The 25,103-nt window shown below is 69.2% G+C and carries 14 protein-coding genes; 10 read left to right on the top strand and 4 right to left on the bottom strand.

Annotated elements, in window-relative coordinates; all coding sequences use genetic code 11:
- Positions 1–95: 95 nt before the first annotated feature.
- Positions 96–878 (bottom strand): histidinol-phosphatase, encoded by a 783-nt coding sequence (hisN, locus tag AC1DYK_RS25570; protein ID WP_478168835.1) that lies wholly within the window; start codon positions 876–878, stop codon positions 96–98.
- Between the two features lie 35 nt (positions 879–913).
- Positions 914–2,005 carry a class I SAM-dependent methyltransferase gene (locus AC1DYK_RS25565; RefSeq protein ID WP_478168838.1) on the bottom strand — a complete coding sequence of 364 codons (1,092 nt, stop codon included), beginning with the start codon at positions 2,003–2,005 and terminating at the stop codon, positions 914–916.
- 23 nt (positions 2,006–2,028) lie between these two features.
- On the opposite strand from AC1DYK_RS25565, the gene AC1DYK_RS25560 reads away from it, so the two are divergent.
- The 10 genes from AC1DYK_RS25560 to AC1DYK_RS25515 all read left to right on the top strand — a co-directional run bounded on the left by AC1DYK_RS25560 (position 2,029) and on the right by AC1DYK_RS25515 (position 20,632).
- On the top strand, positions 2,029–2,826 hold the full coding sequence (locus AC1DYK_RS25560; RefSeq protein ID WP_478168834.1) for an SDR family oxidoreductase: 798 nt from the start codon (positions 2,029–2,031) through the stop codon (positions 2,824–2,826).
- Positions 2,823–3,212 carry a dihydroneopterin aldolase gene (locus AC1DYK_RS25555; RefSeq protein WP_478088969.1) on the top strand — a complete coding sequence of 130 codons (390 nt, stop codon included), beginning with the start codon at positions 2,823–2,825 and terminating at the stop codon, positions 3,210–3,212. Before AC1DYK_RS25560 ends, AC1DYK_RS25555 begins: the two co-directional genes overlap by 4 nt.
- Positions 3,213–3,371: 159 nt before the next feature.
- Positions 3,372–4,295 (top strand): tRNA 2-thiocytidine(32) synthetase TtcA, encoded by a 924-nt coding sequence (ttcA, locus tag AC1DYK_RS25550; RefSeq protein ID WP_478168833.1) that lies wholly within the window; start codon positions 3,372–3,374, stop codon positions 4,293–4,295.
- A gap of 7 nt (positions 4,296–4,302) precedes the next feature.
- Entirely contained in the window at positions 4,303–4,950 is a 648-nt protein-coding gene (locus AC1DYK_RS25545) for a DUF4136 domain-containing protein (protein ID WP_478168832.1), read from the top strand.
- Positions 4,951–4,981: 31 nt separating this feature from the next.
- Positions 4,982–5,617, top strand: coding sequence for a histidine phosphatase family protein (locus AC1DYK_RS25540; protein ID WP_478168831.1), 636 nt, complete (start codon positions 4,982–4,984; stop codon positions 5,615–5,617).
- A 363-nt stretch (positions 5,618–5,980) separates the two neighbouring features.
- Positions 5,981–13,174 carry an amino acid adenylation domain-containing protein gene (locus tag AC1DYK_RS25535; RefSeq protein WP_478168830.1) on the top strand — a complete coding sequence of 2,398 codons (7,194 nt, stop codon included), beginning with the start codon at positions 5,981–5,983 and terminating at the stop codon, positions 13,172–13,174.
- Between the two features lie 2 nt (positions 13,175–13,176).
- A complete protein-coding gene (locus AC1DYK_RS25530; protein ID WP_478168829.1) occupies positions 13,177–18,144 on the top strand; it encodes an amino acid adenylation domain-containing protein in 4,968 nt (1,655 codons plus the stop codon).
- A gap of 10 nt (positions 18,145–18,154) precedes the next feature.
- Positions 18,155–18,877 carry a 4'-phosphopantetheinyl transferase family protein gene (locus AC1DYK_RS25525; RefSeq protein WP_478168828.1) on the top strand — a complete coding sequence of 241 codons (723 nt, stop codon included), beginning with the start codon at positions 18,155–18,157 and terminating at the stop codon, positions 18,875–18,877.
- Positions 18,874–19,680, top strand: a complete 807-nt coding sequence (locus AC1DYK_RS25520; RefSeq protein WP_478168827.1) for an alpha/beta fold hydrolase — start codon at positions 18,874–18,876, stop codon at positions 19,678–19,680. The genes AC1DYK_RS25525 and AC1DYK_RS25520 overlap by 4 nt, the downstream gene beginning before the upstream one ends.
- Positions 19,673–20,632 carry an alpha/beta hydrolase gene (locus tag AC1DYK_RS25515; RefSeq protein ID WP_478168826.1) on the top strand — a complete coding sequence of 320 codons (960 nt, stop codon included), beginning with the start codon at positions 19,673–19,675 and terminating at the stop codon, positions 20,630–20,632. Before AC1DYK_RS25520 ends, AC1DYK_RS25515 begins: the two co-directional genes overlap by 8 nt.
- Positions 20,633–20,684: 52 nt before the next feature.
- Here AC1DYK_RS25515 and AC1DYK_RS25510 read toward each other — a convergent pair whose 3' ends face one another.
- Together AC1DYK_RS25510 and AC1DYK_RS25505 are read right to left on the bottom strand one after the other, a co-directional pair.
- The gene (locus AC1DYK_RS25510) at positions 20,685–23,825 is read right to left on the bottom strand and encodes an efflux RND transporter permease subunit (protein ID WP_478168825.1); all 3,141 of its coding nucleotides are present in this window, start codon (positions 23,823–23,825) and stop codon (positions 20,685–20,687) included.
- Positions 23,822–25,051 (bottom strand): efflux RND transporter periplasmic adaptor subunit, encoded by a 1,230-nt coding sequence (locus tag AC1DYK_RS25505; RefSeq protein WP_478168824.1) that lies wholly within the window; start codon positions 25,049–25,051, stop codon positions 23,822–23,824. Before AC1DYK_RS25505 ends, AC1DYK_RS25510 begins: the two co-directional genes overlap by 4 nt.
- Positions 25,052–25,103: the final 52 nt, after the last annotated feature.

Genomic DNA, 25,103 nt, shown 5'->3' with positions numbered 1-25,103 from the left:
CTCCTCGCATGTGCCAACGCACATGCCGCGTCGCGCGCCTTGATTGGCCCGTCCTGGCATGCCTTCGCGACCCCGGAAATAGGGGGAACAGGCCCTTAGGCCGCGAGCAGGTCCAGCGCCTGTCGGTGGAGTTCGCGTGTGGCGGCTGCGACCACGCGGCCGTCCGATTCGAGACCCAGCGGCCGGCCCTGCCAGTCGGTGACGAGGCCGCCGGCGGCCTCGATCAGCCCGGTCGGCCCCAGGTAGTCGTAGGGTTGCAGGCCGGTCTCGACCACCAGGTCGATGGTGCCGCCGGCCAGCTGGGCGTAGCCGTAGCAGTCGCCGCCGAAGCGCCGCATCGCGCAGCGGCGGCTCAAGGTGTCGAAGGCCTGCCAGTCGGCCGGGTTGAAGATGTCCGGCGAGGTGGTCACGATGCGGGCGTCGGCCAGCGCGCTGCACTGGCTCGCGCGCACCGGCTGGCCGTTGCGCGTCGCGCCGACGCCGGCCTGCCCGATCCAGCGCTCGCCGAGCACCGGCATGTCGACCACGCCGAGCTCGACCCGGCCGCCGCGCAGCAGCCCGATCAGGGTGCCCCACAGCGGCGATCCGGTGATGAAGCTGCGGGTGCCGTCGATCGGGTCCAGCACCCAGACGCGCTCGGCCCCGAGCCGTTCGCGGCCGTGCTCTTCGCCGAAGATGCCGTCGGCGGGCCGTTCGGCGCCGAGGATCTCGCGCATCGCGGTCTCGGCCGCGCGGTCGGCCTGGGTCACGGGGCTTTCGTCGGCCTTCGCGATGATGTCGAGCGGGGTGCGGAACAGGCGCAGCGAGTGCGAGGCCGCCGCATCGGCCAATGCATGGGCGACGCGCAGGTCGTCGGCCGGTGTGAAGGTGGAGCTCATGGGGAGATTAGACCCCACCGCCGGTCACCGATTCGTCACAGCGTGTGGCTGCGGTCGCCCTCGGCAAAGCCGAGCGCGTCCCAGGGCTCGCCGACGGCGAAGCCGATCACCTTGAACAGCTCGCCCATCTCGTGCTCATGGATCAGCCGCGCGGCCATCGCGCGCTCGGCCAGCGAGGCCGCTTCCATCATCGGCAGGATGCCCGCGTTGAGCAGGAACCGCGCCTGGCTGCAGTAGCCGAGCACTTCGAGACCGGCGCCCTGCCCCGCCAGCGCCACCCCGGTGAAGTTCACGTGGGCCGTGATGTCCTTGGCGCCGACGTCGGCCAGCGGATCGCCGTCGGCCTGGTGCCCGCGGTGGCACATCACGGTGCCCATGTGGCGCTGCGGGTGGTAGTACTCGGCCTCGGGGAAGCCGTAGTCGATGAAGAAGGCCGCGCCCTGCCGCAGCCGGTCGGCCAGCGTGGCGATGAAGGCCTCGGCCTGGGGATGGATCTCGGTCAGGTAGTCGTGCGCGCCTTCCACCTCGACCGGTGGCCGCAGTTCGGTGGGCCGGTCCTCCCAGGCGAAGCCGTTGCCCTGGCGGACCACGCCGCGCTCGAACCATTGCTGCGCCTTGCGCGCCAGCAGTTGCACCGGCATGGCATCGAGCACCTCGTTGCCGACCACCACGCCGCGCATTTCCTCGGGCAGTTCGGCCAGCCACTCGACCTTGGCCGCATGCCCGGCCAGCGTCTGCTGCTGGCGCTCGCGCAGCGTGCCCGACAGATCGACGATGCGGTAGCGCGCGATGCGCTCGCCCAGCGTGTCGAGCAATTGCAGCGCCAGCGCGCCCGAACCGGCACCGAACTCCCAGACTTCCTGCGTGCCGGTCCGCACCAGCGCCTCATCGACCTGGCGGGCCAGCGTGCGGCCGAACAGCGGCGTGAGTTCGGGCGCCGTCACGAAGTCGCTGCCCGAGTTCGGCATCCGGCCGAACTTGCGGCTCGCATTGGCGTAGTAGCCCAGTCCGGGTGCATACAAGGCCAGCGCCATGAAGCGGTCAAAGGGCAGCCAGCCGCCGGCGCGCTGCAGCGCGGCGTCGATAATCCGGGTCAGGGGGGTGGCGCGTTCGGCGCCTTGCTCCATGTTCATACGGGAAATTTATCAGGATGGCTGAATCGACCCCACGCCGCGGCGTGCTCGTGACCGGCGGCGGCCAGCGACTGGGCGCCGCGGTCTGCGAGGCCTTCGCGCGCGCGGGCTGGCAGGTGTGGTGCCAGTACCGCGCCTCGCGAGAGCAGGCGCTGGCATTGTGCGCGCGCCTCGGGGACGAAGGCCATGCGGCGACCGCGATCGAAGCCGAAATCGGCAGCGAAGCAGGCCGGCGCGCGCTGGTCGAGCAGGCTTCGGCCCAAGGGCCCCTGGCCTGCGTCGTCAACAACGCTTCGGCCTTCGAGCCCGACACCGGACTGGACTTCGACAGCGACGCCGCATTGCGCCAGCTCGGCGTGAACCTGGTCGCGCCGCTGTCCCTGGCGCGGCTGCTCGCGCAAAGCGCCACGGCCGGCGACGGCATCGACCGCTCAGCGATCCATGTACTGGACCAGAAGGTCTACAACCTGAACCCCGACTATTTTTCCTACACCGTGTCCAAGCTGGCGCTGGAGCGCGCCGTGTCGCTGCAGGCGCAGGCGCTGGCGCCCGCGCTGCGGGTGTGCGGCGTGGCGCCGGGCATCCTCTACCGCAGCGGCCCGCAGACCGAGGCCAACTTCGCCCGCGCCGCGCGCGGCAACCTGATGCGCCGGCCGATCGACCCGGCCGATGTCGCCAGCAGCTGCGTCTTCCTCGCCGCCACGCCCAGCGTGACCGGCACCACCCTTTGCGTCGACAACGGCCAGCACCTCGTGCCGCTCGAGCGCGACATCATGTTCGTCGTCGACAACCTGCTGAAAGCCTCCCATTCATGACCACCGCTGCCCTCGACCCCTTGCTGCTCTCGTGCCGACGCGTCTTCCTGCGCGACTACGAAGTGTGGATCAACATCGGCGTGCATGAATTCGAGAAGCGCGCCGAGCAGCGCGTGATCATCAACGTCGACCTCTACGTGCCGCTCGAGCTTTCGACGCCGAAGGCGGACGAGCTCGACGAGGTGGTCGACTACGACTTCATCCGCCGCACCGTGGCAACCCGCCTGAGCAAGGGCCACATCCACTTGCAGGAGACGCTGTGCGACGACATCCTCACGCAGGTGCTGGCCCACCCGAAGGTGCAGGCCGCGCGGGTGTCGACCGCGAAACCCGATGTGTACCCCGACTGCGACGCAGTCGGCGTGGAAGTATTCAGGAGCAAATGATGCTCGCCCCCAGGTTGCCCGGCACTGCGTGTCCGGGCGCTCACCCCCTGCCGGGGGCAACACCAGCGGCCCGGCGAAGCCGGTTCCGCGGTGTTTCACGAACGGGCCTCGCTTCGCTTGCCATGACGGGTGGCGCGGATCGCTGCAAAAGGAATTGAGATGAGTGTTGTCTGGACTGAACAAGAGCAAGCGGCGGCCGGCTCCGGTGCGCTGAAGATCGAGCGCGAGGCCCACAAGCTCGAGAAGCGGCTGTGCCGCGAGGTCGGCCGCGCGATCGTCGACTACAACATGATCGAGGATGGCGACAAGGTCATGGTCTGCGTCTCGGGCGGCAAGGACAGCTATGCGCTGCTCGACATCCTGCTGAAGCTGCGGGCCCGGGCGCCGATCCACTTCGACATCGTGGCGGTCAACCTCGACCAGAAGCAGCCGGGCTTCCCTGAAGACGTGCTGCCGGGCTACCTGAAAGCGCTCGGCGTGCCCTTCCACATCGAGGAGCAGGACACCTACTCGATCGTCAAGCGCGTGATCCCCGAAGGCAAGACCACTTGCGGCCTGTGCAGCCGGCTGCGCCGCGGCATCCTGTACCGCGTCGCCGACGAGCTCGGCGCCACCAAGGTGGCGCTGGGTCACCACCGCGACGACATGTTGCAGACCTTCTTCCTCAACATGTTCTTCGCCGCCAAGCTCAAGTCGATGCCGCCCAAGCTGGTGAGCGACGACGGCAAGCACATCGTGATCCGGCCACTGGCCTACGTGGCCGAGAAAGACCTGATCCGCTGGGCGCAGCACCGCGAATTCCCGATCATTCCGTGCACCCTGTGCGGCAGCCAGGAGAACCTCCAGCGCAAGCAGGTCGGCGAGATGCTGCGCGAGTGGGAGCGCAAGCACCCGGGCCGGATCGAGAACATGTTCGGTGCGATGCAGAGCATCGTGCCCTCGCACCTGCTCGACGGCAAGGCCTTCGACTTCAAGGGCCTGAAGGCGACCGGCGTGGCCGACGAAGACGGCGACAAGGCCTTCGACGCCCCGGAATTCCCTGCGTCGCCGGCACCGTCGGCCCTGCGCATCGTGCAGCTCTGACACCTGCATGAAGGCCGTCCTCTCGACCCTCCTGCTGGCCTTCAGCCTGACGGGCTGCGCCACGCGCTGGGTGGTCGACAGCGACGTGCGCAGTTTCGCGAACATGGGGGGCGTGCCGGCCGGCGCGAGCTACCGCTTCGAGCGCCTGCCCTCGCAGCAGATCGACGAGGCGGCGCAGCAACAGCTGGAGGCGATGGCGGGCGCCGCGCTCGACGGCGTGGGCCTGCGGCGCGACGACGCCGCCCCCCAGCTGAGCGCCCTGGTCGGCGCCCGCGTGACGACCGAGCTGTCGCCCTGGGCCGATCCCTGGCTGGTCGGCGGTCCCTGGCCCGGGCCGGGCTGGGGCTACGGCGGCGGCTGGGGCTATGGGCGCGGCTGGGGCGGCTGGGGCCCCCGCGGCTGGTACGGCGGCGGCTGGTATGGACCGGCGTTCGGGCCGCCGGCCAGCCCCTGGTTCGCACGCGAGGTCAGCATCGTGCTGCGCGAGCTGCCATCCAATCGGGTGGTGTACGAGACGCATGCGCGCAACGACGGCCCCTACAGCCACAGCGCCGACATCCTGCCCGTGATGTTCCAGGCGGCACTGCAGGGATTCCCGAATCCGCCGCCGGGCGAGCGCCGGGTCGACATCGAGATCCCGCGCGCGGCCCGATGATCCTAAGGGTTTATCCCTAGAATTCTCGGCCATGGAGCCCACACGAGTCATCGCCGTTCGCCACGGCGAAACCGCCTGGAATGTGGACACCCGCATCCAGGGCCAGCTCGACATCGGGCTCAACGACACCGGCCTCTGGCAAGCCGGTCGGGTGGCTCAGGCGCTCGAGGAGGAGCCGATCGCGGCCATCTATGCCAGCGACCTGTCGCGCGCCTGGCAGACCGCACAGGCCATCGGACAGACGCGCGGCATCGGAGTGGCGGCCGAACCCGGGCTGCGCGAACGGGCGTTCGGCCTCTTCGAAGGCCGCACCTTCGCCGACATCGACGCCAGCCTGCCTGCCCAGGCACGGCTCTGGCGCACCCGGGATCCAGAATTTGCACCCGAAGGTGGAGAGTCGCTGCTCACTTTCAGGCATCGGGTCACGGTGACTGCGTCCAGGCTGGCGGCGCTGCATCCGGGCGAGCTGGTGGTCCTGGTCGCGCATGGTGGCGTGATGGACGTGCTCTACCGCGCGGCCACGGGCCAGGAACTGCAGGCGCCCCGGACCTGGGAACTGGGCAATGCGGCCATCAACCGCCTGCTCTGGACACCGCAGGGCTTCACGCTGGTCGGCTGGGCCGACACCGGCCACCTCGACGGCACGCTGGACGAAACGTCGGCTTGACCGGCCCGAAGAAATAGAACTTTTCTATCGGTTCTTGCCGCCAACTTGGCGATTCCTTTACTCCATTTGTATTCAATTTGTAAAAATGGAGGCAAAATCGTCACTGCGAGGGGCGCTTCGTCAGTGCACGAGTGGCAACCAAATGCATCGAGTGTTGCAGGATTTCCAAACGGCATAGGCTGGTCCACATGGCTTTCGTCGGGTGGTGCGGCAAGCGTCCAGAGGGCAACATCGGCCTTGATAACAATTTGATTACTTTGTGACTACCGATTGGGTCGGATACATGTATTGCGAACTTGTGGGCGCTGACACAAAAACGAATTCTTGAAGGCATCGGATTTTTCACAGCGGAGGCACCAGTTCATGGCGCAAGGACTTCAACCCGGTTCCCAGCTCTCGGCCGAGGCGACGCTGTCGCTGGGCGACCTGTTCGTACCTTGCCCCGGCACGCAGGGCCAGCCTGCCCAGGCGGCCAGCCTCGACATCCCCGCAGCCCTCGCCATGCGCTGGGCAGAGCAGGCCCGCACGTTCAGCTTCCTGCCGGACACGCTCTTCGCCGCAGCATGGACGCTGCTTCAATCCCGCTGGCTGGGCACTTCCCTGGGCGTCGGCGACAACCTCGCCGCACGGCAATGGCTGTCCGCAGTTGACCGCGTGCGCCGCGAGGGCGTCGACGCCGGCGACGCGGCGGTGCTGCAGGTGGACTTCCAGGCCTTTGCCGACCGGCCCGGCACGCTGCGCCTGACCGGCGCCTCATCCTTGATGGACCGCGCTGGCGAGCTGGGCCTTCTGCTGGCCATCGCCGACACCGCCGCCGACCTGCTCGACCGGCCGTCGGCGAGCCTGCACGAGATCCGCACCCTGCCCGCGGTCGATCGCCAGCGCCAGCTCGACACCTGGAACTCGCCGCCATCCCCCTATGACGCCACGCTGACCGTGCATGCGATGTTCGATCGCCAGGCCGCCGTGCACGGCGACGCGGTCGCGCTCATTGGCGAGGAGGGCGCATTGCGCTACAGCGAGCTGGCGGATCGCGCCGAGCTCGTCGCCCGCCGCCTGCAGGCGCAGGGGGTCCGCGCCGGCGACACCGTCGGCGTGATGCTCGACCGGTCGAGCGCCGCCGTGATCGCGCTGCTCGGCATCCTGAAGGCCGGCGCCGCCTACGTGCCGGTGCAGCCCGACTTCCCGGCCGAGCGCATCGCGTTCATGTTCTCGCATTCCGACGTCCTCCTGGTGCTGACCCAGGCCGCCTACAAGGCGCTGGTGCCGAGCGATCGGCCGCTGCTGTGCATCGACGAGGAAATGGCCGGCGCGGCTTCGCTGCCCCCGTTCGAGAGCGTCGCGGCCGATGGCGAATCCGTGGCCTACGTGATGTACACCTCGGGCTCGACCGGCACGCCCAAGGGCATCGAGATCTGCCATCGCGCGATCCTGCGCCTGGTGGTCGATGCCCACTACGTCGAGCTGCCGGCCGGCGAAGCGATGCTGCATGCGGCGCCGCTGGGCTTCGACGCCTCGACGCTGGAGATCTGGGGTCCGCTGCTCAACGGCGGCGTCTGCGTGGTGCACGACGAGCAGGTGCCCACCGGCGCCGGCCTGGCGCGCACGATCGCGCAGCACGCGGTGCAGACCGCCTGGCTCACGGCCGCCCTCTTCAACGCCGTGGTCGACGACGAGCCGGCGCAACTCGCCGGCCTGCGCCAGTTGCTGATCGGCGGCGAGGCGCTGTCGGTGCCGCACGTGCGGCGCGCGCTCGCTGCGATGCCTTCGCTCACGCTGATCAACGGCTACGGCCCGACCGAATGCACGACCTTCGCGGCGACCCACCGCATCCCGCACGACCTGCCGGGCGACGCCCGCTCGGTGCCCATCGGCCGCCCGATCAACGACACCGCGCTGCGCATCCTGAGCCCCTCGATGGCGATGCTGCCCGCCGGCCTGGTCGGCGAGCTGTGCATCGGCGGCCGCGGGCTGGCGCGGGGCTACCTGCAGCGCCCCGACCTGAGCGCCGAACGCTTCGTCGACGACCCCTTTGGCGCCCCTGGAGAGCGCCTCTACCGCACCGGCGACCGGGCGCGCTGGCTGGCCGACGGCAGCATCGAGTATCTCGGCCGCATCGACGGCCAGGTGAAGATCCGCGGTCACCGCATCGAGACCGGCGAGGTCGAGGCGGCGCTGCTCGCGCATCCCGGCATCAAGTCCTGCGCGGTCGTGCCGCGCGAGGACGAGGCGGGCCATCTGCGCCTGGTCGCCTACCTCGTGGCTCGCGGTCCGGAGATCCCGTGGACGGCGCTTCGCACGCACCTGGCCGAGCGCCTGCCCGAGGCCATGGTGCCGGCCGGGCAGGTCTGGCTGGCCCAGCTGCCGGTGACGACCAACGGCAAGCTCGACCGCCGCGCGCTGCCGGAGCCCGCACGGCAGCGACCCGAGCTGGCGCAGACCTTCGAGGAGCCGCGCAACGACGCGGAACACCGCGTCTGCACAGCCTTCGCGCGCGCCCTCCATATCGACGCGGTGGGCCGCAGCGACAACTTCTTCGACCTCGGCGGCGATTCGCTGCTGGTGCTCAAGGTGCTGCGCGAGCTGCAGCAAGGCAGCGAGCGCCGCCTGTCGGCCAACCTCTTCTTCCGCCAGCCGACGCCCGCAGCACTCGCCGCCAGCCTGCAGGACGATGCGGCTGCGGCAGCGCCGCAGCGCGCCGCAGCCGCCGGGCCGGCGGCCCATGCCGGCGCCGAGCCCGTGGCGCTGGTCGCCATGGCCGGACGGTTCCCGGGCGCCGCCGACGTCGAGCAGTTCTGGGACAACCTGATGGCCGGTCGCGAGTCGATCAGCTTCTTCGACGACGCGACGCTGGACGCCGGCGTCAGCGCCGCCTTGCGCGCCGACCCGCTCTACGTGCGCGCACGCGGCGTCATCGACGACATCGAGCAATTCGATGCCGCCTTCTTCGGCATCAACCCGAAGGAAGCCGAACTGATGGACCCGCAGCAGCGCGTGTTCCTCGAGATCTGCTGGGAGTGCCTCGAGCGCGCCGGCTACGTGCCCGACCAGGCGCCCGGCCCGGTCGGCGTCTACGGCGGCATGTACAACGCGAGCTACTTCCAGCGGCATGTCGCGACGCGGCCGGACCTGATCGAGATGGTGGGCGACTTCCAGGTGATGCTGGCCAACGAGAAGGACTACATCACGACGCGCGTGGCCAACCGGCTGAACCTGACCGGCCCCGCGGTCAGCGTGCACACCGCCTGCTCGACCTCGCTGGTGGCGATCGCCCAGGCCTTCTTCGCGCTGCGTACCGGCCAGTGCCGCATGGCACTCGCCGGCGGCGCCTCGGTCACCTGCCCGCCCCGCAGCGGCTATCTCTACAACGAAGGCTCGATGCTGTCGCCCGACGGCCACACGCGCAGCTTCGACGCCGGCGCCAAGGGCACGGTCTTCAGCGACGGCGCGGCGGTCGTCCTGCTCAAGCGGCTCTCCGACGCGATCGCCGATGGCGACACGATCTATGCCGTGCTGCGCGGCGCGGCCGTCAACAACGACGGCGGTGCCAAGGCCAGCTTCACGGCGCCGAGCGTGGACGGCCAGGCCGCGGTGATCGAGGCCGCGCTGGCGTCGGCCGGCGTACCCCCCCGCAGCATCTCCTACGTCGAGACGCACGGCACGGCGACGCCGATGGGCGACCCGATCGAGGTCGAGGGACTCACGCGCGCCTACGCCGCGCACACCAGCGACACCGGCTTCTGCACCATCGGCTCGCTGAAGAGCAACGTCGGCCACATGGTGACCGCTGCGGGTGCGGCCGGCCTGATCAAGGCCGCGCTCGCGATGCACTTCGAAGCGATTCCGGCCAGCCTGCACTACGCGGCGCCGAACCCGGCCATCGATTTCGACGCCACGCCGTTTCGCGTCAACAGCCGGCTGCGCCCGTGGCCGCGCGAAGGCTCGCCGCGCCGGGCCGGCGTCAGCGCCTTCGGCGTCGGCGGCACGAACGCCCATTTGGTGATCGAGGAAGCGCCGTTGCGTGCAGCTTCCGATCCCGCAACCGGCGCGCAGTTGCTCACGCTGTCGGCGCGCTCGCCGGCGGCGCTCGCCGCGGCGGCCGCGCGCCTGGCCGATCACCTCGACGCGCACCGCGACCTGTCGCTGGCCGACGTTGCCCACACGCTGCGCGTCGGGCGCAAGCAGTTCGCACACCGCGCCGTCGTGGCCGCGGAATCGATCGACGAGGCGATCGCCGCCTTGCGCAGCGCCGACTCGCCGCGGCGCGCCGCGGCCGCGCTCAACGCCTGGCTGCCGCAGCCGGTCTTCATGTTCCCGGGCCAGGGCGCCCAGTACGCCGGCATGGGCCGCACGCTGCATGCCGAGGACCCGGCCTTCCGCGCCGCCTTCGACGACTGCGTCCAATGCTTCGGCGGCCTGCTCGGCTTCGACCTTCGCGAGCGCATGTTCGCGGACGATGCTGCCGCGCTGGCCCCGACCTCCGTCACGCAGCCCGCCACCTTCGCGCTCGAATACGCGCTGGCCCGCCAGCTGATGGCGCTCGGCGTCAAGCCTGCCGCGATGATCGGCCACAGCGTCGGCGAGTTCGCCGCCGCCGTGCTGGCCGGCGTGATGTCGCTCGGCGACGCGGCACGGCTGGTCGCCCGGCGCGGCGCGCTGATGCAGGCGCTGCCCGCGGGCACCATGCTCTCGGTGCGCATGGCGGCCGCCGAGCTGCTGCCGCTGCTGCCTGACAACATCTCGCTGGCGGCGGACAACGGCCCCACCGTCTGCGTCGCAGCCGGCCCGAGCGATGCGATCGAAGCACTGCGCGCCGCGCTCGAAGCCAAGGGCATCGTCGCCAAGACGCTGCAGACCTCGCACGCCTTCCACTCCGCGATGATGGATGCGGCGGTCGCGCCCTTCGAGGCGCTGGTGCGCGAAACCCCGCTCGCCGCCCCCGGCCTGCCGATCTACTCCACGCTCACCGGCCACCTGCTGAGTGCCGAGGAAGCCACCGACCCACGCTACTGGGCACGCCACCTGCGCGAGACGGTTCGCTTCTCGCCCGCCGTGCGCGAAGCGCAGGCACACCTCGCGCACCCGCTGTTCATCGAGATCGGCCCGCGCAACACGCTCGCGACGCTGGTGCGCCAGCATGCGACCAAGGTGCAGCCCGCAGCAGCAGCCGCGCTGCTGGCCGACCAGCCGGCCGGCGAAAGCGCCGCCTGGCGCCTCGGCGCCGGACGGCTCTGGACGCAAGGCGTCGAGATCGACCTCGGCGCCCTCGACACACGCGGCCGCAGGCATCGCGTGCGCCTGCCCACCTATCCCTTCGAGCGCAAGCGCTTCTGGGTCGACATTGCCGTCGCACCCACGGCACCGGCGCTCGTGTCGCTTGCTTCCCCTTCCGTGCCACCGCCCCCCTCGATTCCGGAGTTGACCATGACAGCCGCCGCCACTTCCGCACCTCCCGCACGCCGCGCCGCGCTCGTCACGCAACTGCGCGAACTTTTCGAGAACCTCTCGGGCATCGGGATGGCGGATGTCGAGGGCGCCGCGCCCTTCGTCGAGATCGGCCTGGATTCGCTCACGCTCACGCAGGCGGCGATGCAGGTCAAGAAGACCTTCAAGGTCAACCTGAGCTTCCGGCAGCTGATGGAGAGCTATCGCAGCTTCGACGCGCTGGCCGAATTCCTCGATGTCACGCTGCCGCCCGACCCGGTCGCAGCGCCCGTGATCGCCGCGGCGCCGGTCGCAGCCATGCAGCCCGCACTGGCGCAACAGCAGCCAGCGGTTGCCGCCGTGGCATTGCCGGCAATGCAGCCCACGGCGGGTGGCAGCCTCGTGCAGCAGGTCATCGCGCAACAGATGCAATTGATGCAACAGCAACTCGCATTGCTGTCGGCGGCGCCAATGGTTCCGGTCAGCCCCGTGCTGCCGGTGCCGGCGGTGGAGCAACCCACGCCCATGGCCACCGCCGCGGCCACGGCGTCCAATCCCGAGCCCGAGGAGGCCGTCGTCGCACCCAAGTACGACGTCAAGAAGGCCTTCGGCGCGATCGCGCGCATCCACACGCAGAGCAAGGAACCGACCGAGCGCCAGAAGGCGCGTCTGGCCGCCTTCATGCGCCGCTACGTGGAACGCACCCGCAAGAGCAAGGCCTTCACCGAGCAGAACCGGCCCCACATGGCCGACCCGCGCGTGGTCAACGGCTTCCGTCCGGCGACGAAGGAGATCACCTACCAGATCGTGATCGAGCGCTCCAAGGGTTCGCGCATGTGGGACATCGACGGCAACGAGTACGTCGACACCCTCAACGGCTTCGGCATGAACCTCTTCGGCTGGACGCCGGACTTCATCAACGAGGCGGTGAAGAGGCAGCTCGACCTGGGCTACGAGATCGGCCCGCAGCATCCGTTGGCCGCCGACGTCACCCGGCTGCTGTGCGAGCTCACCGGCTTCGACCGCGCCGGCCTCTGCAACACCGGCTCGGAAGCGGTGATGGCGGCCATACGCATCGCCCGCACCGTCACCGGCCGCAGCACCGTGGTGCTTTTCACCGGCTCCTACCACGGTACCTTCGACGAGGTGCTGGTGCGCGCCGGCCGCAATGCCAAGGGCATGTCGGCGGCGCCGGGCGTGCTGCAGGGCATGTTCGGCGACGTCCGGGTGCTCGACTACGGCACCCCGGAAGCGCTCGAATACATTCGCGCCAACGCCGACGACCTGGCCGCCGTGCTCGTCGAGCCGGTGCAGAGCCGCCGGCCCGACTTCCAGCCGCGCGAGTTCTTGCGCGAAGTACGGGCCATCACGGAGAAGTCCGAGACCTGCCTGATCTTCGACGAGGTCATCACCGGCTTCCGCTCGCACCTGGGCGGCGCCCAGGCGATTTTCGGCATCCGCGCCGATCTCGCCACCTACGGCAAGGTGCTCGGCGGCGGCTTCCCGGTCGGCGTGATCGCCGGCAAGCGCGCCTACATGGACGCGCTCGACGGCGGCGCCTGGCAGTACGGTGATGACTCCGTGCCGACGGTGGGTGTCACCTATTTCGCCGGCACCTTCGTGCGGCATCCGCTCGCGCTCGCCGCATCCAAGGCGGCCCTCGAGCACCTGAAGCAGGACAACAACAAGCTGCAGACCCAGCTCAACCTGCACACGGCGGCCATGGCCGACGAGCTCAGCTCCTTCTGCCGCGAGGTGGGCGCACCGATCGAGATCCACTACTTCTCGTCGCTGTGGCGCGTGAGCTGGCAGGAGGACCATCCGCTGCAGGACCTGCTGTTTGCCATGATGCGCAGCCGCGGCGTGCACATCCTGGACAACTTCCCCTGCTTCATGACCACCGCGCACACGCAGCAGGACATCGCGACCATCAAGTCCGCCTTCAAGGAATCGGTGGCCGAAATGCAGGAAGCCGACCTGCTGCCGCGCCGCGCCGCGCGGGCCGGCGGCGCCTTCGATGCGGCGCACCCACCTGTGCCGCACGCCCGCCTGGGCCGCGACAAGGACGGCCAGCCGGCCTGGTTCATTCCCGATCCGAATGTCGCAGGCAAGTTCGTAAAGGTGGAAATGTGACCATGCTCGACACCGCTGTTTCCTTCGAAGAGGAGTTCGATCCCTTCGCCGCCGGCGCGCTCGAGCGCGTCATTCCGACCACCGAGGCGCAGCGCGAAGTATGGCTGGCCGATCGGCTCAGCCCACAGGCCTCGCTGGCCTACAACGAGTCGATGGACCTGCGCCTGGACGGCCCGCTCGACGTCGATGCGCTGCGCGCCGCGATGGAGCGCGTGGTCGCGAGGCACGATGCCCTGCGCGCGAGCTTCTCGGCCGATGGCATGCAGCTGATGATCGCGCAGGCCGGTCCCTTCGAGATGGCGCTGCACGACCTGGGCAGCCGCGACGCCGCGGTGGAACTGGCCGCTGCACGCATCGAGGCGGTCGAGGCGCCCTTCGACCTCGAGAACGGCCCGCTCTTCCGCGCTGCGCTCTACCGGCTGTCGCCCCAGCAACACGTGCTGATGATGACCGGACACCACGCGGTCTGCGATGGCTGGTCCTGGGGGGTGATCTGCGAGGACCTGGGTCGACTCTACGCCGAACAGCGCGGCGCCGGACCGGGCCTTGAGCCGGCGACGAGCTACGCCGACTACGCCAATTGGGAAAGCGCCGAGGCCGGCTCGTTGGACATGCAAGGCCATCTGGCCTTCTGGCTCGAGCGTTTCTCGGGCAGCAACCTGCCGGTGCTGGAGTTGCCGCTCGACCGGCCGCGCGCACCGTTGCGCAGCTTCGCCTCGCGCCGCATCGACGAACAGCTCTCCGCGCCGCTGGTGGATGCGGTGCGCAAGCTCGGCGCCCGCTCCGGCGCCAGCCTCTTCGCGACCTTGTTCTCGGTCTTCGCCGCAACCGTCCATCGGCTCTCGCAGCAGGACGACCTGGTGATCGGCGTGCCGGCGGCCGGACAGTCGGTGAGCAACATGCCGCGTGTCGTGGGTCACTGTGTCAACTTGCTGCCCATCCGGGTTGCGGTCGACGCGCAGATGCCCCTGGAATCGCTGATTCGCCAGTCCGCCAGCACGCTGCTGGACGCGTTCGAGCACCAGACGCTGACCTACGGCAGCCTGCTGAAGAAACTGCCGCTGCCGCGCGACCCGAGCCGCCCTTCGCTGGTGAGCATCATGATCAATCTGGACCGCGACCCCGGTTCGGACGCCGACCTGTTCCCGGGATTGCAGGCCCAGGCGGCTGCCAATCCGCGCCGTTTCGAGAACTTCGAGCTCTTCCTCAATGTCGTGCCGACCGACGCCGGGCTGCGCCTCGAGTTGCAATACGGCACCGCGCTTTTCGACGAAACCACTGTGCGCCGCTGGCTCAGGCTCTTCCGCGCGGCGCTGGAGCGCTTCGTCGAGCAACCTGCCTTGCCGGTGGCGTCGGCGCTCGCCCCGACGGCGGAGGACACCGCCCTGCTGGACTCCTTCAACGCCACCACCGCATCCTTCGATACACAGGTACGCATCGATGCGCTGATTGCGCGGCAGGCCGAGACCACCCCCGACGCCTGCGCGCTGATCGCAGGCGAAACGCGCATGAGCTACCGCGAACTCGACCAGCGTGCCAATGCGCTGGCGCAGGCGCTGCGCGCGCGCGGCGTGTCGCCCGGCCAATTGGTCGGGCTGTGCTGCGCGCGCGACGCCCAGATGCTGGTGGCGTTGCTGGGCATCCTCAAATCGGGTGCCGGCTATGTGCCGCTCGACCCCTCCTTCCCGCGCGAGCGGCTCGACTTCATGGCTGAGGACGCCGGACTTCGCCTGGTGGTGGCCGACGCCACCACCGCGCCGTCCTGGGAAGCCGGAGCGGCCGCGGTGGTCCGCGTCGATACGCTGGCGCCCGAAGCCACGGCGCCCACGCCCGTCGGCAGTGCCGAGGACGTGGCCTACGTCATCTACACCTCCGGCTCGACCGGCCGGCCCAAGGGCGTGCGGGTGCCGCACCGCACCGTGGTCAACCTGCTCGCCAGCCTGCGCAGCACGCCCGGCATCACGGCCGCGCACACGACGCTGGCGGTCACGACGCTGTCCTTCGACATCGCGGTGTCCGAAGTGATCATGCCGCTGACCGTCGGCGCCTGCGTGGTGGTGGCGGACAAGGCGCAGGCGATGGACGGCGGGGGCCTGCGCGCGCTGATCGAGCGCCACCAGGTGCGCTTCATCGACGCCACGCCCTCGACCTGGCGCCTGCTGCTCGAGGCTGAATGGCCGGGCAGCGCCGACCTGCTCGCGGTCTGCACGGGCGAACCGCTGCCGGCCGACCTGGCCACCTTGCTGCTGCCGCGCGTCGGCCAATTGTGGAACGGCTACGGACCGACCGAGACCACCGTCTGGTCCAGCTTCCATCGAGTCACCACCGTCGATGCGCCGGTGCCGATCGGCCGGCCGGTGGCGAACACCGCCTTCCACGTGCTCGACCCGCAGCGCCAGCCTCTGCCGGTGGGCGTGACAGGCGAGCTCTACATCGCCGGAAGCGGCGTGACGCTGGGCTACCTGAACCGCCCCGAACTCACCGACGAACGCTTCGTGGCCGCGTCCGGCGATCCCGGACAGCGCTGGTACCGCACCGGCGACCTGGGCCGCTGGCGCAGCGACGGCGTACTCGAATGCCTGGGCCGCGCCGACCACCAGGTCAAGGTGCGCGGCTACCGCATCGAACTCGGCGAGATCGAGTCCAATCTCGCGCACCATCCCGCGGTGGAGCGTGCACTGGTCGTGACGCGCGAGGATTCGCCGGGCGACGTGCGCATCGTCGCCTACGTGGTGCCGAATGGTCCGATGCCCGAGGCTGCCGCATTGCGACAGCACCTGGCCGCCTTCCTGCCCGAATACATGCTGCCGCAGCACTACGTCGCGCTCGAGAACTTCCCGCTGCTGCCGAACGGCAAGACCGACCGCAAGGCGCTGCCGGCGCCGCAAGGGCTGTCAGCCGCCGGCGCCGCGGCCCGGGTGGCGCCTCGCAACGCGCGCGAGACGCGCGTGCTCGAAGCGATGGAAAAGGTCTTGAGCCTTCCTGGCATCGGCATTCACGACGACTTCTTCGCGCTCGGTGGCCATTCGCTGCTGGCCGCACGGCTGACCACGCTGCTCGGCCGCGAGTTCGACATCGTGGTGCCGCTGCGGACCCTGTTCGAGGCACCTACCGTGGAACGGCTGACCGCGGCCATCGACAGCATGAGCGGCACCGGCGCGCCGCGTCGCGAGGCCATCGCACACCTGCCCGGACGCCGCGTCGCACCGCTCACGCCGATGCAGGAGCGGATCCGCTTCCTGGAGGAGCTGCACCCCGGCCGCTCAACCTACAACGCGCCCTCGGCCCACCGGCTGGGCGGGGCGCTGGACCTGGAGAAATTCAGGTCCGCATTCGCGACGATCATCGAACGGCAGCCCACGCTGCGAACCTCGATGGGTATCGATCCGGCGAGCGGCAAGCCGGTCGCGCTGATCGCCGAGCAACTCGACTACCAGCTTCCGGTGGTCGACCTCGGCGGCCTGCCGGCCGAGCAGGCAGAGGCCGCCCTGCGCGAGCACATGCGCGAAATGGCCGACCGGTCGATCGATATCCACCGGGGGCCCTTGTTCAACGCAACCCTGTTCCGGATGGCCGCGGACGACCATGTATTCGTCTTCGTGCCGCACCATGTGGTCTGGGATGGGTGGTCCTTCGACATTCTCCAAGCCGAGCTGAGCACGATCTACGGTGCGTTGGTGCGCGGCGAGCCCCACGGCCTGTCGGCGCTCGAGGTCACCCACGGCGACTACGCCGCGTGGTACGCGCGCTGGCTGGACACGCCCGAAGCCGCAGCGCAATTGCACTTCTGGAAGGAGCGCTTCGCGAACTCTCCGATGCCGAAGGCGCTGCGCACCGACATGCCACGCCGCGCCGGCATGAGCGGCCTAGGCAGTTCGCAAGGGATCCGCCTCGACCAGGCGCTCAGCGAACGCCTGCGCGAACTTGGGCGTCGCCACGACCTGTCGCTCAACATGCTCACGCTCGGCGTCTTCATCCTCATGGTCAGCAGCATCGCGCGCAGCCCGTCGATCGTGATCGCAACGCCGACGCGGGTGCGAGAGGCGCCGGAACTCGAATCCGTGATGGGCTTTTTCAACAACCTGCTGCCGCTGTCGTTCCAGGTCGACGCAACGACCTCCTTCGGCGAGTTCCTGCGCTACGTCAAGGCCGAGTTCCTGTCGGTGACCAGCTATCAGCAGATTCCTTTCGAGCGGCTGGTCAACGAGCCGGAGTTCGCCGAGCGCGCGCAGGGCAACGGGCTCTACCAGGCGCTGTTCTCCTTCCAGGACGCACGTGAGCGACCGTCAGCCATCGGCGAGCTCGCGGACCGTCAGCTGCCTCTCACGCAAAGCGGCGCGACCGACGACCTCGGAATCTGGCTGATGGACAAGGTCAGCGGGCTGGAAGGGGCCGTCATCTACAACGCCGACATCTACCTCGGCGAAACCGGTGCTGCATTCAAGGAACGCTACGTCGAACTGCTGCAGCGGGTGGTCGACCACCCGGAACAGACGCTCGGGGAGATCGTCGCACCCGTCGATTCGCCGAGCGCGCTCTACCTGCAGCGTCTCGCCTCCGACAGCGAAGCGCCGGCAACCGCCGTGGCGGCAGCCGCCGAGACGGTGCGCCCCGCTGCGCAGCAGAGTCTCCTGCTGCCCGAGCAGGCGCGGCTGGCGCAGATCTGGGCCAGCGCGCTGAGCATCGACGTCAACGACATCAGCGCCAACGAAGTCTTCTTCGACCTTGGCGGCGATTCGTTGCTCGCGATGCGCGTGATCCAGCAGGCCGAGCAGGTGATGGGCTTTCGCGTCGAACCCCGGCGCTACGTGTTCGAGACGCTGGGGCAACTGGCCTCGGCGGCCGCCGGCACGGCGCTCGAAGCACCGTTCGAAACAGCGGTCGACGCACCGGTCGAAGCACCCGTCGAGCGTGACTCCCGGCGCGGGCTTCTGGGGCGAGTGTTCTCGGGCTGGGGCCGCAAAGGTTGAAGAAAAAGCCATGTCCATGCTGCACCTTCCCTCGACGGCGCACGGTCTTCTGCTGTGGCGCGTCGACCTCGACACCGCGCCGACGCCGGCCGATGCGGCCTGCTTGTCGGACGACGAGTGGGAGCGCGCGCGCCGTTTCGTCTTCGCGCGCGACCGTCATCGCTTCATCGCCGCCCATGCCGCGCTTCGCGGTCTGCTGTCCATGCACACCGGCATCCCTGGCGCCATGCTGGACTTCACGGCCGGGGCTTTCGGCAAGCCGGCACTGGCCGAGCCGACCGACGTGCACTTCAACCTCAGCCACAGCCAGGCGGTGGCGTTGATCGCGATCAGCGACAAGGCCGAGATCGGCGTCGATCTCGAACTGCTGAGGCCCATGCCGGACGCCGACACCCTGGCCTGCGCCCACTTCACGGACGCCGAGCGGCTGGCGCTGGCGGCGCTGCCGCCCGAGCGGCGCGACCGGGCCTTCCTGGTCTGCTGGACCCGCAAGGAAGCCTGCCTCAAGGCCACGGGCCTGGGCCTCAGCATCGACACGCGCAGTTTCGAAGTCGGCCTCGACCCGCTGCAGACGCGGGAAGTGCTGATCCCCGTCGAAGACGGACTGGCGCGCTTGGCGCTCGCATCCTTCGACGGCGGCGAAGGCCTGGTGTGCGCCGCCGCCCGCATGCTCGCGGTCGACGCCATCGAACCGACGCATCCGCCGTTTCAAGAATTAGAGTTGTACACATGACCCCGATGCTCTTTGGCCCACCCGCGCGGCGGCTGTTCGGCCTGTTCCATCCACCCGAGCGCGAGGGCCGGATCGCGGTCCTGATTTGCGCCCCCTTCGGACAGGAGGTGGTCCGTTCGCACCGCCTCTTCCGCGTGCTGTCGGATCGGCTCGCGCGCACCGGAATCGCGGTGCTGCGCTTCGACCCCTATGGCACCGGCGATTCACCCGGCGAGGACATCGACGGCGAGCTGGAAGGCTGGCGACGCGACGTCTGCACGGCGCATGAGGAATTGCACCGGCTCACGACCCCGAGGCGCATCGTGTGGCTCGGCTCCCGTCTCGGCGCCACGGTGGCCACGATGGCGACACGCAGCGGCCGCTGCGATCCATCGCGGCTGATCCTGTGGGATCCGATCGTGGACGGCGCGCGCTACTTCAACGAATTGAGGGAGAACCATGTCGCGGCGCTCGAACAATCCTACTGGATTGCCGATCGCACCTGGCGCCGTCGCCTCAGGGACGACAGTGAATCCTTCACCGACGAGCTGATCGGTTTCGGTGTCTCGCCGGCGCTGCGCGATCAATTGCGCGGGCTGACGCCTCAGTCGCTGCGGCTGACCGGCACCCACGAGACCGTGGTGCTGGCGAAGCCCGAAGACAATCTGGCCCTGCAGTGGGCGCACGCAGAAGCCGAGCGCGATGCGAAAGTCAAGGCTGCGCCGTTCCAGCACTCGCTGATCTGGACATCCGATCCGTTCCCCAACAGCGCCATGGTCCCCGCCGAGGCGCTGCAACGCCTGCTGGCAGAAATCAATGACTGACTACAACGAGACTCCCGTCCAATTCGGACCCGACGGCTCGCTGATCGGCATTGTCACGACGCCGGGCGACGGCAAGTGTGCCCCGGTCGCGTGCCTGATGTTCAACATGGGCGCCATCCATCGCATCGGCCCTCGACGCAGCAACGTGAAGCTGGCGCGACAGTTGGCCGCCCGTGGCATCAGCAGCATCCGCATCGATCTGGCGGGCCTGGGGGACAGCCGGCCGGCGACCGGAACGGAGCACTTCCGGACCCAGGCCAGGCTCGACCTGCAGGCGGCAATGAACCTGGTCGGAACCATGCTCGGCGTCCACCGCTTCATCGTGATTGGACTCTGTTCCGGGGCCTTCAACGGACTGGTTCTCAGCGTCGCGGACCCGCGCGTGGTGGGCCTGCTGATGTTCGACGGCTACGCCTTCCCGGGGCGCCGCGCGCGCTTTGAACGCAGTGCGCGCCGGGCGCTGGCGGATGCGACCCTGGGTTCGCTGCTGGGTCTCGCGATGCGCTTGGCCAAACGCACCCTGCTGCGCAAGCCCGCGACGCCGGCTTCGGCAGCAGGGTCGGGCATCTTCGCGACGGAGGCCGTGGAAGACTCGCCCGAATACTTCTGTCGGTCGATGAACCAACTGGCGGAGCGCAACGTCGCCCTGCTGCTCATCTACACCGGAACCGTCCACGTGAAGGACAGGAAGCTCGACCAGCTCGGCCCCTTCTCCCAAGAGGCATTTGCGCGCAAAGTCGAGTACAGGTTCTTTCGCGAGATCGATCACGGACTGATCATGCAGACCAGCCAGCAGACCTTCATGAACGAGGTCTGCGACTGGGCTTTGCGCGTCATCCACGGCGACGGCCGGCAGTCCAGCCCGGCAAACTCCAGCAGCATCGCCAACGCAGTCGCGACGCGACAGGTGCCGTCGGCCGCGATGCCGGCGCTCGAAAACACGGCGGCCTGATCGCCGACAGCGGCCCCTCATCGGGGGCTGCTGCGCGCTCGCCAGTGACGCCTCAGGCGTGCGCGGCGTGCGTCGTGGCTTCGTCCGGCAGCTCCTGCAGCGGTCCGCTGCCGCTGTAGCGATCGAGCGCGAGATAGATCGCCGGCGTGATGTAGAGCGTGATCACCTGCGAGAAGATCAGGCCGCCGACCACTGCCACGCCGAGCGGCTGGCGCAGTTCGGCGCCGGCGCCGAGGCCCAGCGCGAGCGGCAGCGCGCCCATCATGGCGGCCAGCGTGGTCATCAGGATCGGCCGGAAGCGCAGCCGGCAGGCCTCGCGGATGGCGTCCTCGGGCTTCATGCCCTCGCTGCGCTGGGCGGCGAGCGCGAAGTCGATCATCATGATGGCGTTCTTCTTCACGATGCCGATCAGGAGCAGGATGCCGATCGTCGCGATCAAGGTCAGGTCGAAGCCGAACAGCTTGAGCGAGAGCAGCGCGCCCACCGCTGCCGAGGGCAACCCGGCCAGGATGGTCAGCGGATGGATGTAGCTCTCGTAGAGCACTCCGAGCAGCACGTAGATCACCAGGATCGCCAGCACCAGCAGCACCGCCTGGCTCGACTGCGAGCTCTGGAACACGGCCGCGTCGCCGCCGTAGCTGGTGATGATCGATTCGGGCATCTTCAGCTCGGCCTTGAACTGATCGATCTTCGCGGTGGCATTGCCCAGCGGCACGTCGGGCGCCAGGTTGAACGACACCGTGACCGCCTGCAACTGGCCCTGGTGGTTGACTGCGGTCGGTCCCACGGTGCGCTTGACGGTCGAGAACGCCGACAGCGGCACCAGCTGGCCGGCCTTGTTGCGCACCGACAGCCGCGACATGTCCTCCTCGAACCGGCGGTCGTCATCGGCCGCCGACAGGATCACCTGGTAGGTGTTGCTGTCGCCGTAGATGCTGCCGATCTGGCGGTCGCCATAGGCGTTGTAGAGCGCGGTGCGCAGGTCGCCGACCGCGACGCCGAGCACCCCGGCCTTGTCGCGGTCGATGTCGAGCGTGGCCTGCAGGCCGCGGTTCTGCGAGTCGCTCGTGACGTCGCGGAACACCGGGTCGGCGCGCATCTTCTCCATCAGCCGGTCGGCCCACACGCCCATCGTGCCGGCGTTGACGCTCTGCAGCGTGTACTGGAAACGCGCCTTGCTCTGGCGGCCGCCCAGGCGCAGGTTCTGCACCGGCTGCATGTAGACCGCGATGCCCGGGATCTCGCGGAAGCGCTTGCGCAGCGACTCCAGCACCTGCGGCATCGGCGGGCGCTCGCTGCGCGCTTTCAGCACCGCGAACAGGCGGCCCGAGTTCTGGGTCGCGGTCGGCCCGCCAACGCCGATGAAGGAGTTGACATAGGCCACGCTCGGATCCTCCTGCAGCGCCGCGGCCACGCGGTCCTGCAGCGCCTTCATGGCCGGGAAGGAGATGTCCTCGGCGGCCTCGGTCGTGATCTGGATCTGGCCGATGTCCTCTTCGGGGAAGAAGCCCTTCGGAATGGTGATGAACATCCAGGCCGTGAGCGCGAAGGTCGAGCCCGCGACGATCAGCATCAGCGGACGATGGGCGAGCGTCCAGTCGAGCGTGCGCATGTAGCCGCCATGCACCCGGCGATAGCCGCGCTCGAAGGCCCGCCCGATCGCCGTGCCCGGCTCGGGATGCGCTTCTTCGTGATCGGGCGTGCCGCTGTGCGGCGTGTGCTTGAGAAGGCGGCTCGCGAGCATCGGCACCAGCGTCAGCGAGACCACCGCCGAGACCATCACCGCGAGCCCCACCACCACCGCGAATTCGTGGAACAGCAGCCCGATCACGCCCGGCATGAAGAAGATCGGGATGAACACCGCCACCAGCGAGATCGAGATCGAGATGATCGTGAAGCCGACCTCGCGGGCGCCGCGCAGCGCGGCGGCGAAAGGCTCCATGCCCTTCTCGACGTAGCGCATGATGTTCTCGAGCACCACGATGGCGTCGTCCACCACCAGCCCCACGGCCAGCGTGATGCCCAGCAGCGAGACGTTGTCCAGGCTGTAGCCGAAGGCATAGAGCAGCGCCACCGCGCCGACCAGCGAGATCGGGATCGTCAGCGCCGGGATCAGCGTCGCCACCAGGCGGTGCAGGAACAGGAAGATCACCAGCACCACCAGCAGGATGGTGCCCAGCAGCGTCAGCTGGACGTCGTGCACGGCTTCGCGGATCGACAGCGAGCGGTCGTTGACCATGTTGATCTCGACCGACTGCGGCAGCTCCTCCTTGAAGCGCGGCATCAGCGCGCGCACCGCATCGACCACCTGCACCGTGTTGGCGTTCGGCTGGCGCTGCACCGCCAGCGAGATCGAGCTCTGGCCGTTGAAGCTGCTCGCGGTCTTGACCGACTCGAAGCTGTCCTCGATGGTCGCCACCTCATCGAGGCGCACCGGCGCGCCGTTGCGCTGGCCGACGATCAGCTTGGCGAAGTCGGCGGCCTTGAGCATCTGCGCGTTGGCCTGGATCGTGAGCGTCTGGCGCGGGCCGTCGAGCACGCCGACCGGCGTGTTGGCGTTGGCCAGGCGCACCGCATTTGCAAGTTCGTCGAGCGTGATGTTGCGCGCGTTGAGCAGGTCGGCGTCGGCCTTGATGCGGACCGCGAAGCGCTTCTGTCCGTAGACCGCCACCTGCGCCACGCCGTCGATGGTCGACAGCGTCGGCGAGATCAGGTTCTCGGCATAGTCGTTGAGCTCGGCCGGCGTCATCGAGTTCGACACCATCGCGATGAACAGCACCGGCGCATCGGCCGGGTTGACCTTGCGATAGGACGGCAGCTGGGTCAGTTCGGTCGGCAGTTGCCGCTGGGCTCGCAGCAAGGCGGCCTGGACGTCGACCGCGGCGGCGTCGATGTCGCGCGTGCTGACGAACTCGAGCGTGACCGAGGTCACGCCCTGGGTGTTGACCGAGCTGATGGTCTGCAGGCCCGGGATGGTGGAGAACTGCTTTTCGAGCGGCAGCGCGACCGACGAGGCCATGGTCTCGGGACTGGCGCCCGGCAGCTGCGCCGAGACGTTGATGATCGGCGTGTTGTAGCTCGGCAGCGCCGCGACCGGGATCTGGAAATAGGCAAAGATGCCGACCACCACCACCGCGGCGGAGAGCAGCACCGTCATCGCGGGACGACGGATGCACAGCTCGGAGATGTTCATGTGCGCTCCCGGTCCGCGACGACGCTGGCGCTGGACGGCGCGACCGAGGCCGCACTGCCCGGCGAGGGCCCGGGCGCCGCGTTGCCGGGCTGCTGTTTCTGCTGCGGGGCCGGCGGCGCGTCGACCCGCACCTTGCCGCCCGGCCGCACGTTCTGCTTGCCCTCGATCACCACCTGCTCGCCCGGCTCGACGCCGCGGACCACGACCTGGGTGCCGAAGTTGTAGACGGCCTCGACCTTGCGCCGCGCGGCCTTGCGCTCGGCATCCACGACGTAGACCGAGCTGCCGTCGGCCAGCATCATGAGCGCCGAGGCCGGCAGCACGGTCGCATTCTCGATCGTGCGCACCGTCACCCGGGTCTCGACGAACTGGCCGGGCCAGAGCGCCTGGTCGGCGTTGTCGAACACCGCCTTGGCACGCACCGTGCCGATCAACGGGTCGACCGTGTTGTCGACGAAGCTCAGCGTGCCCGACAGCGGTGCCTTGCGCCCGGCCACCAGCGCCTCGACCGGCGTGTGCTCGCGCGCCGCCGTCAGCAGATCCTGCAGCTTGCCTTCAGGCACCGGGAAGCTCACCGCGATCGGGTCGAGCTGGGTGATCGTGACCAGCGACAGGCTGGGCTGCACCAGCGTGCCCGGATAGATGTTGACCGCGCCGATGCGCCCGGCGATCGGCGCGCGCAGCGTCGCGTAGCCCAGGGCCACCTGGGCCGACTGCACCGCCGCCCGGTCGGCCGCCACGGCGGCGCGTTGCGCCTCCAGCTGCGACAGCGTCGCATCGGCGGCGCTCTTGGCGATGAAGGCCTGCGCCACCAGGTCCTGGCTGCGCTTGTACTGGCGTTCCAGGTCGGCCAGCATGGCCTCGTCGCGCTGCTGCTGGGCGCGCGCCTTGGCGAGATTGGCCTGGTCGGGGCGGTCGTCGAGCGTGAACAGCAGCTGGCCGGCCTTGACGAACTGGCCTTCCTTCACGTGCACCTCGCGCACCGTGTTCGTCACTTGCGGCCGCAGGTCCACGCTGTTGAGGGACACCACGCTGCCGTTGACCTGCACCGTGACCGGGACGTTCTGCCGCTGCGCGGCCGCCAGGGTGACCAGGGCCGGGGCGCCGGGGGCGGCGGCCTGGGTGGCCGCGGCGCTGCGCGTCTTGGCGCCCGACCACCACCAGGTGCCCGCCGCGGCGGCGACGACCAGCACACCCGACAGGACGAGAACGAGATTCTTCTTCATGGGATTCCAGGTGGCATCTGAGGGATCGTGGGGCCGGCGGCTCGCACTTTTC

Source organism: Variovorax sp. P2_H12 (genome assembly GCF_056403395.1).
The sequence above is the reverse complement of the archived record's forward strand: the minus strand, read 5'-3'. Positions and strand labels throughout refer to the sequence as shown.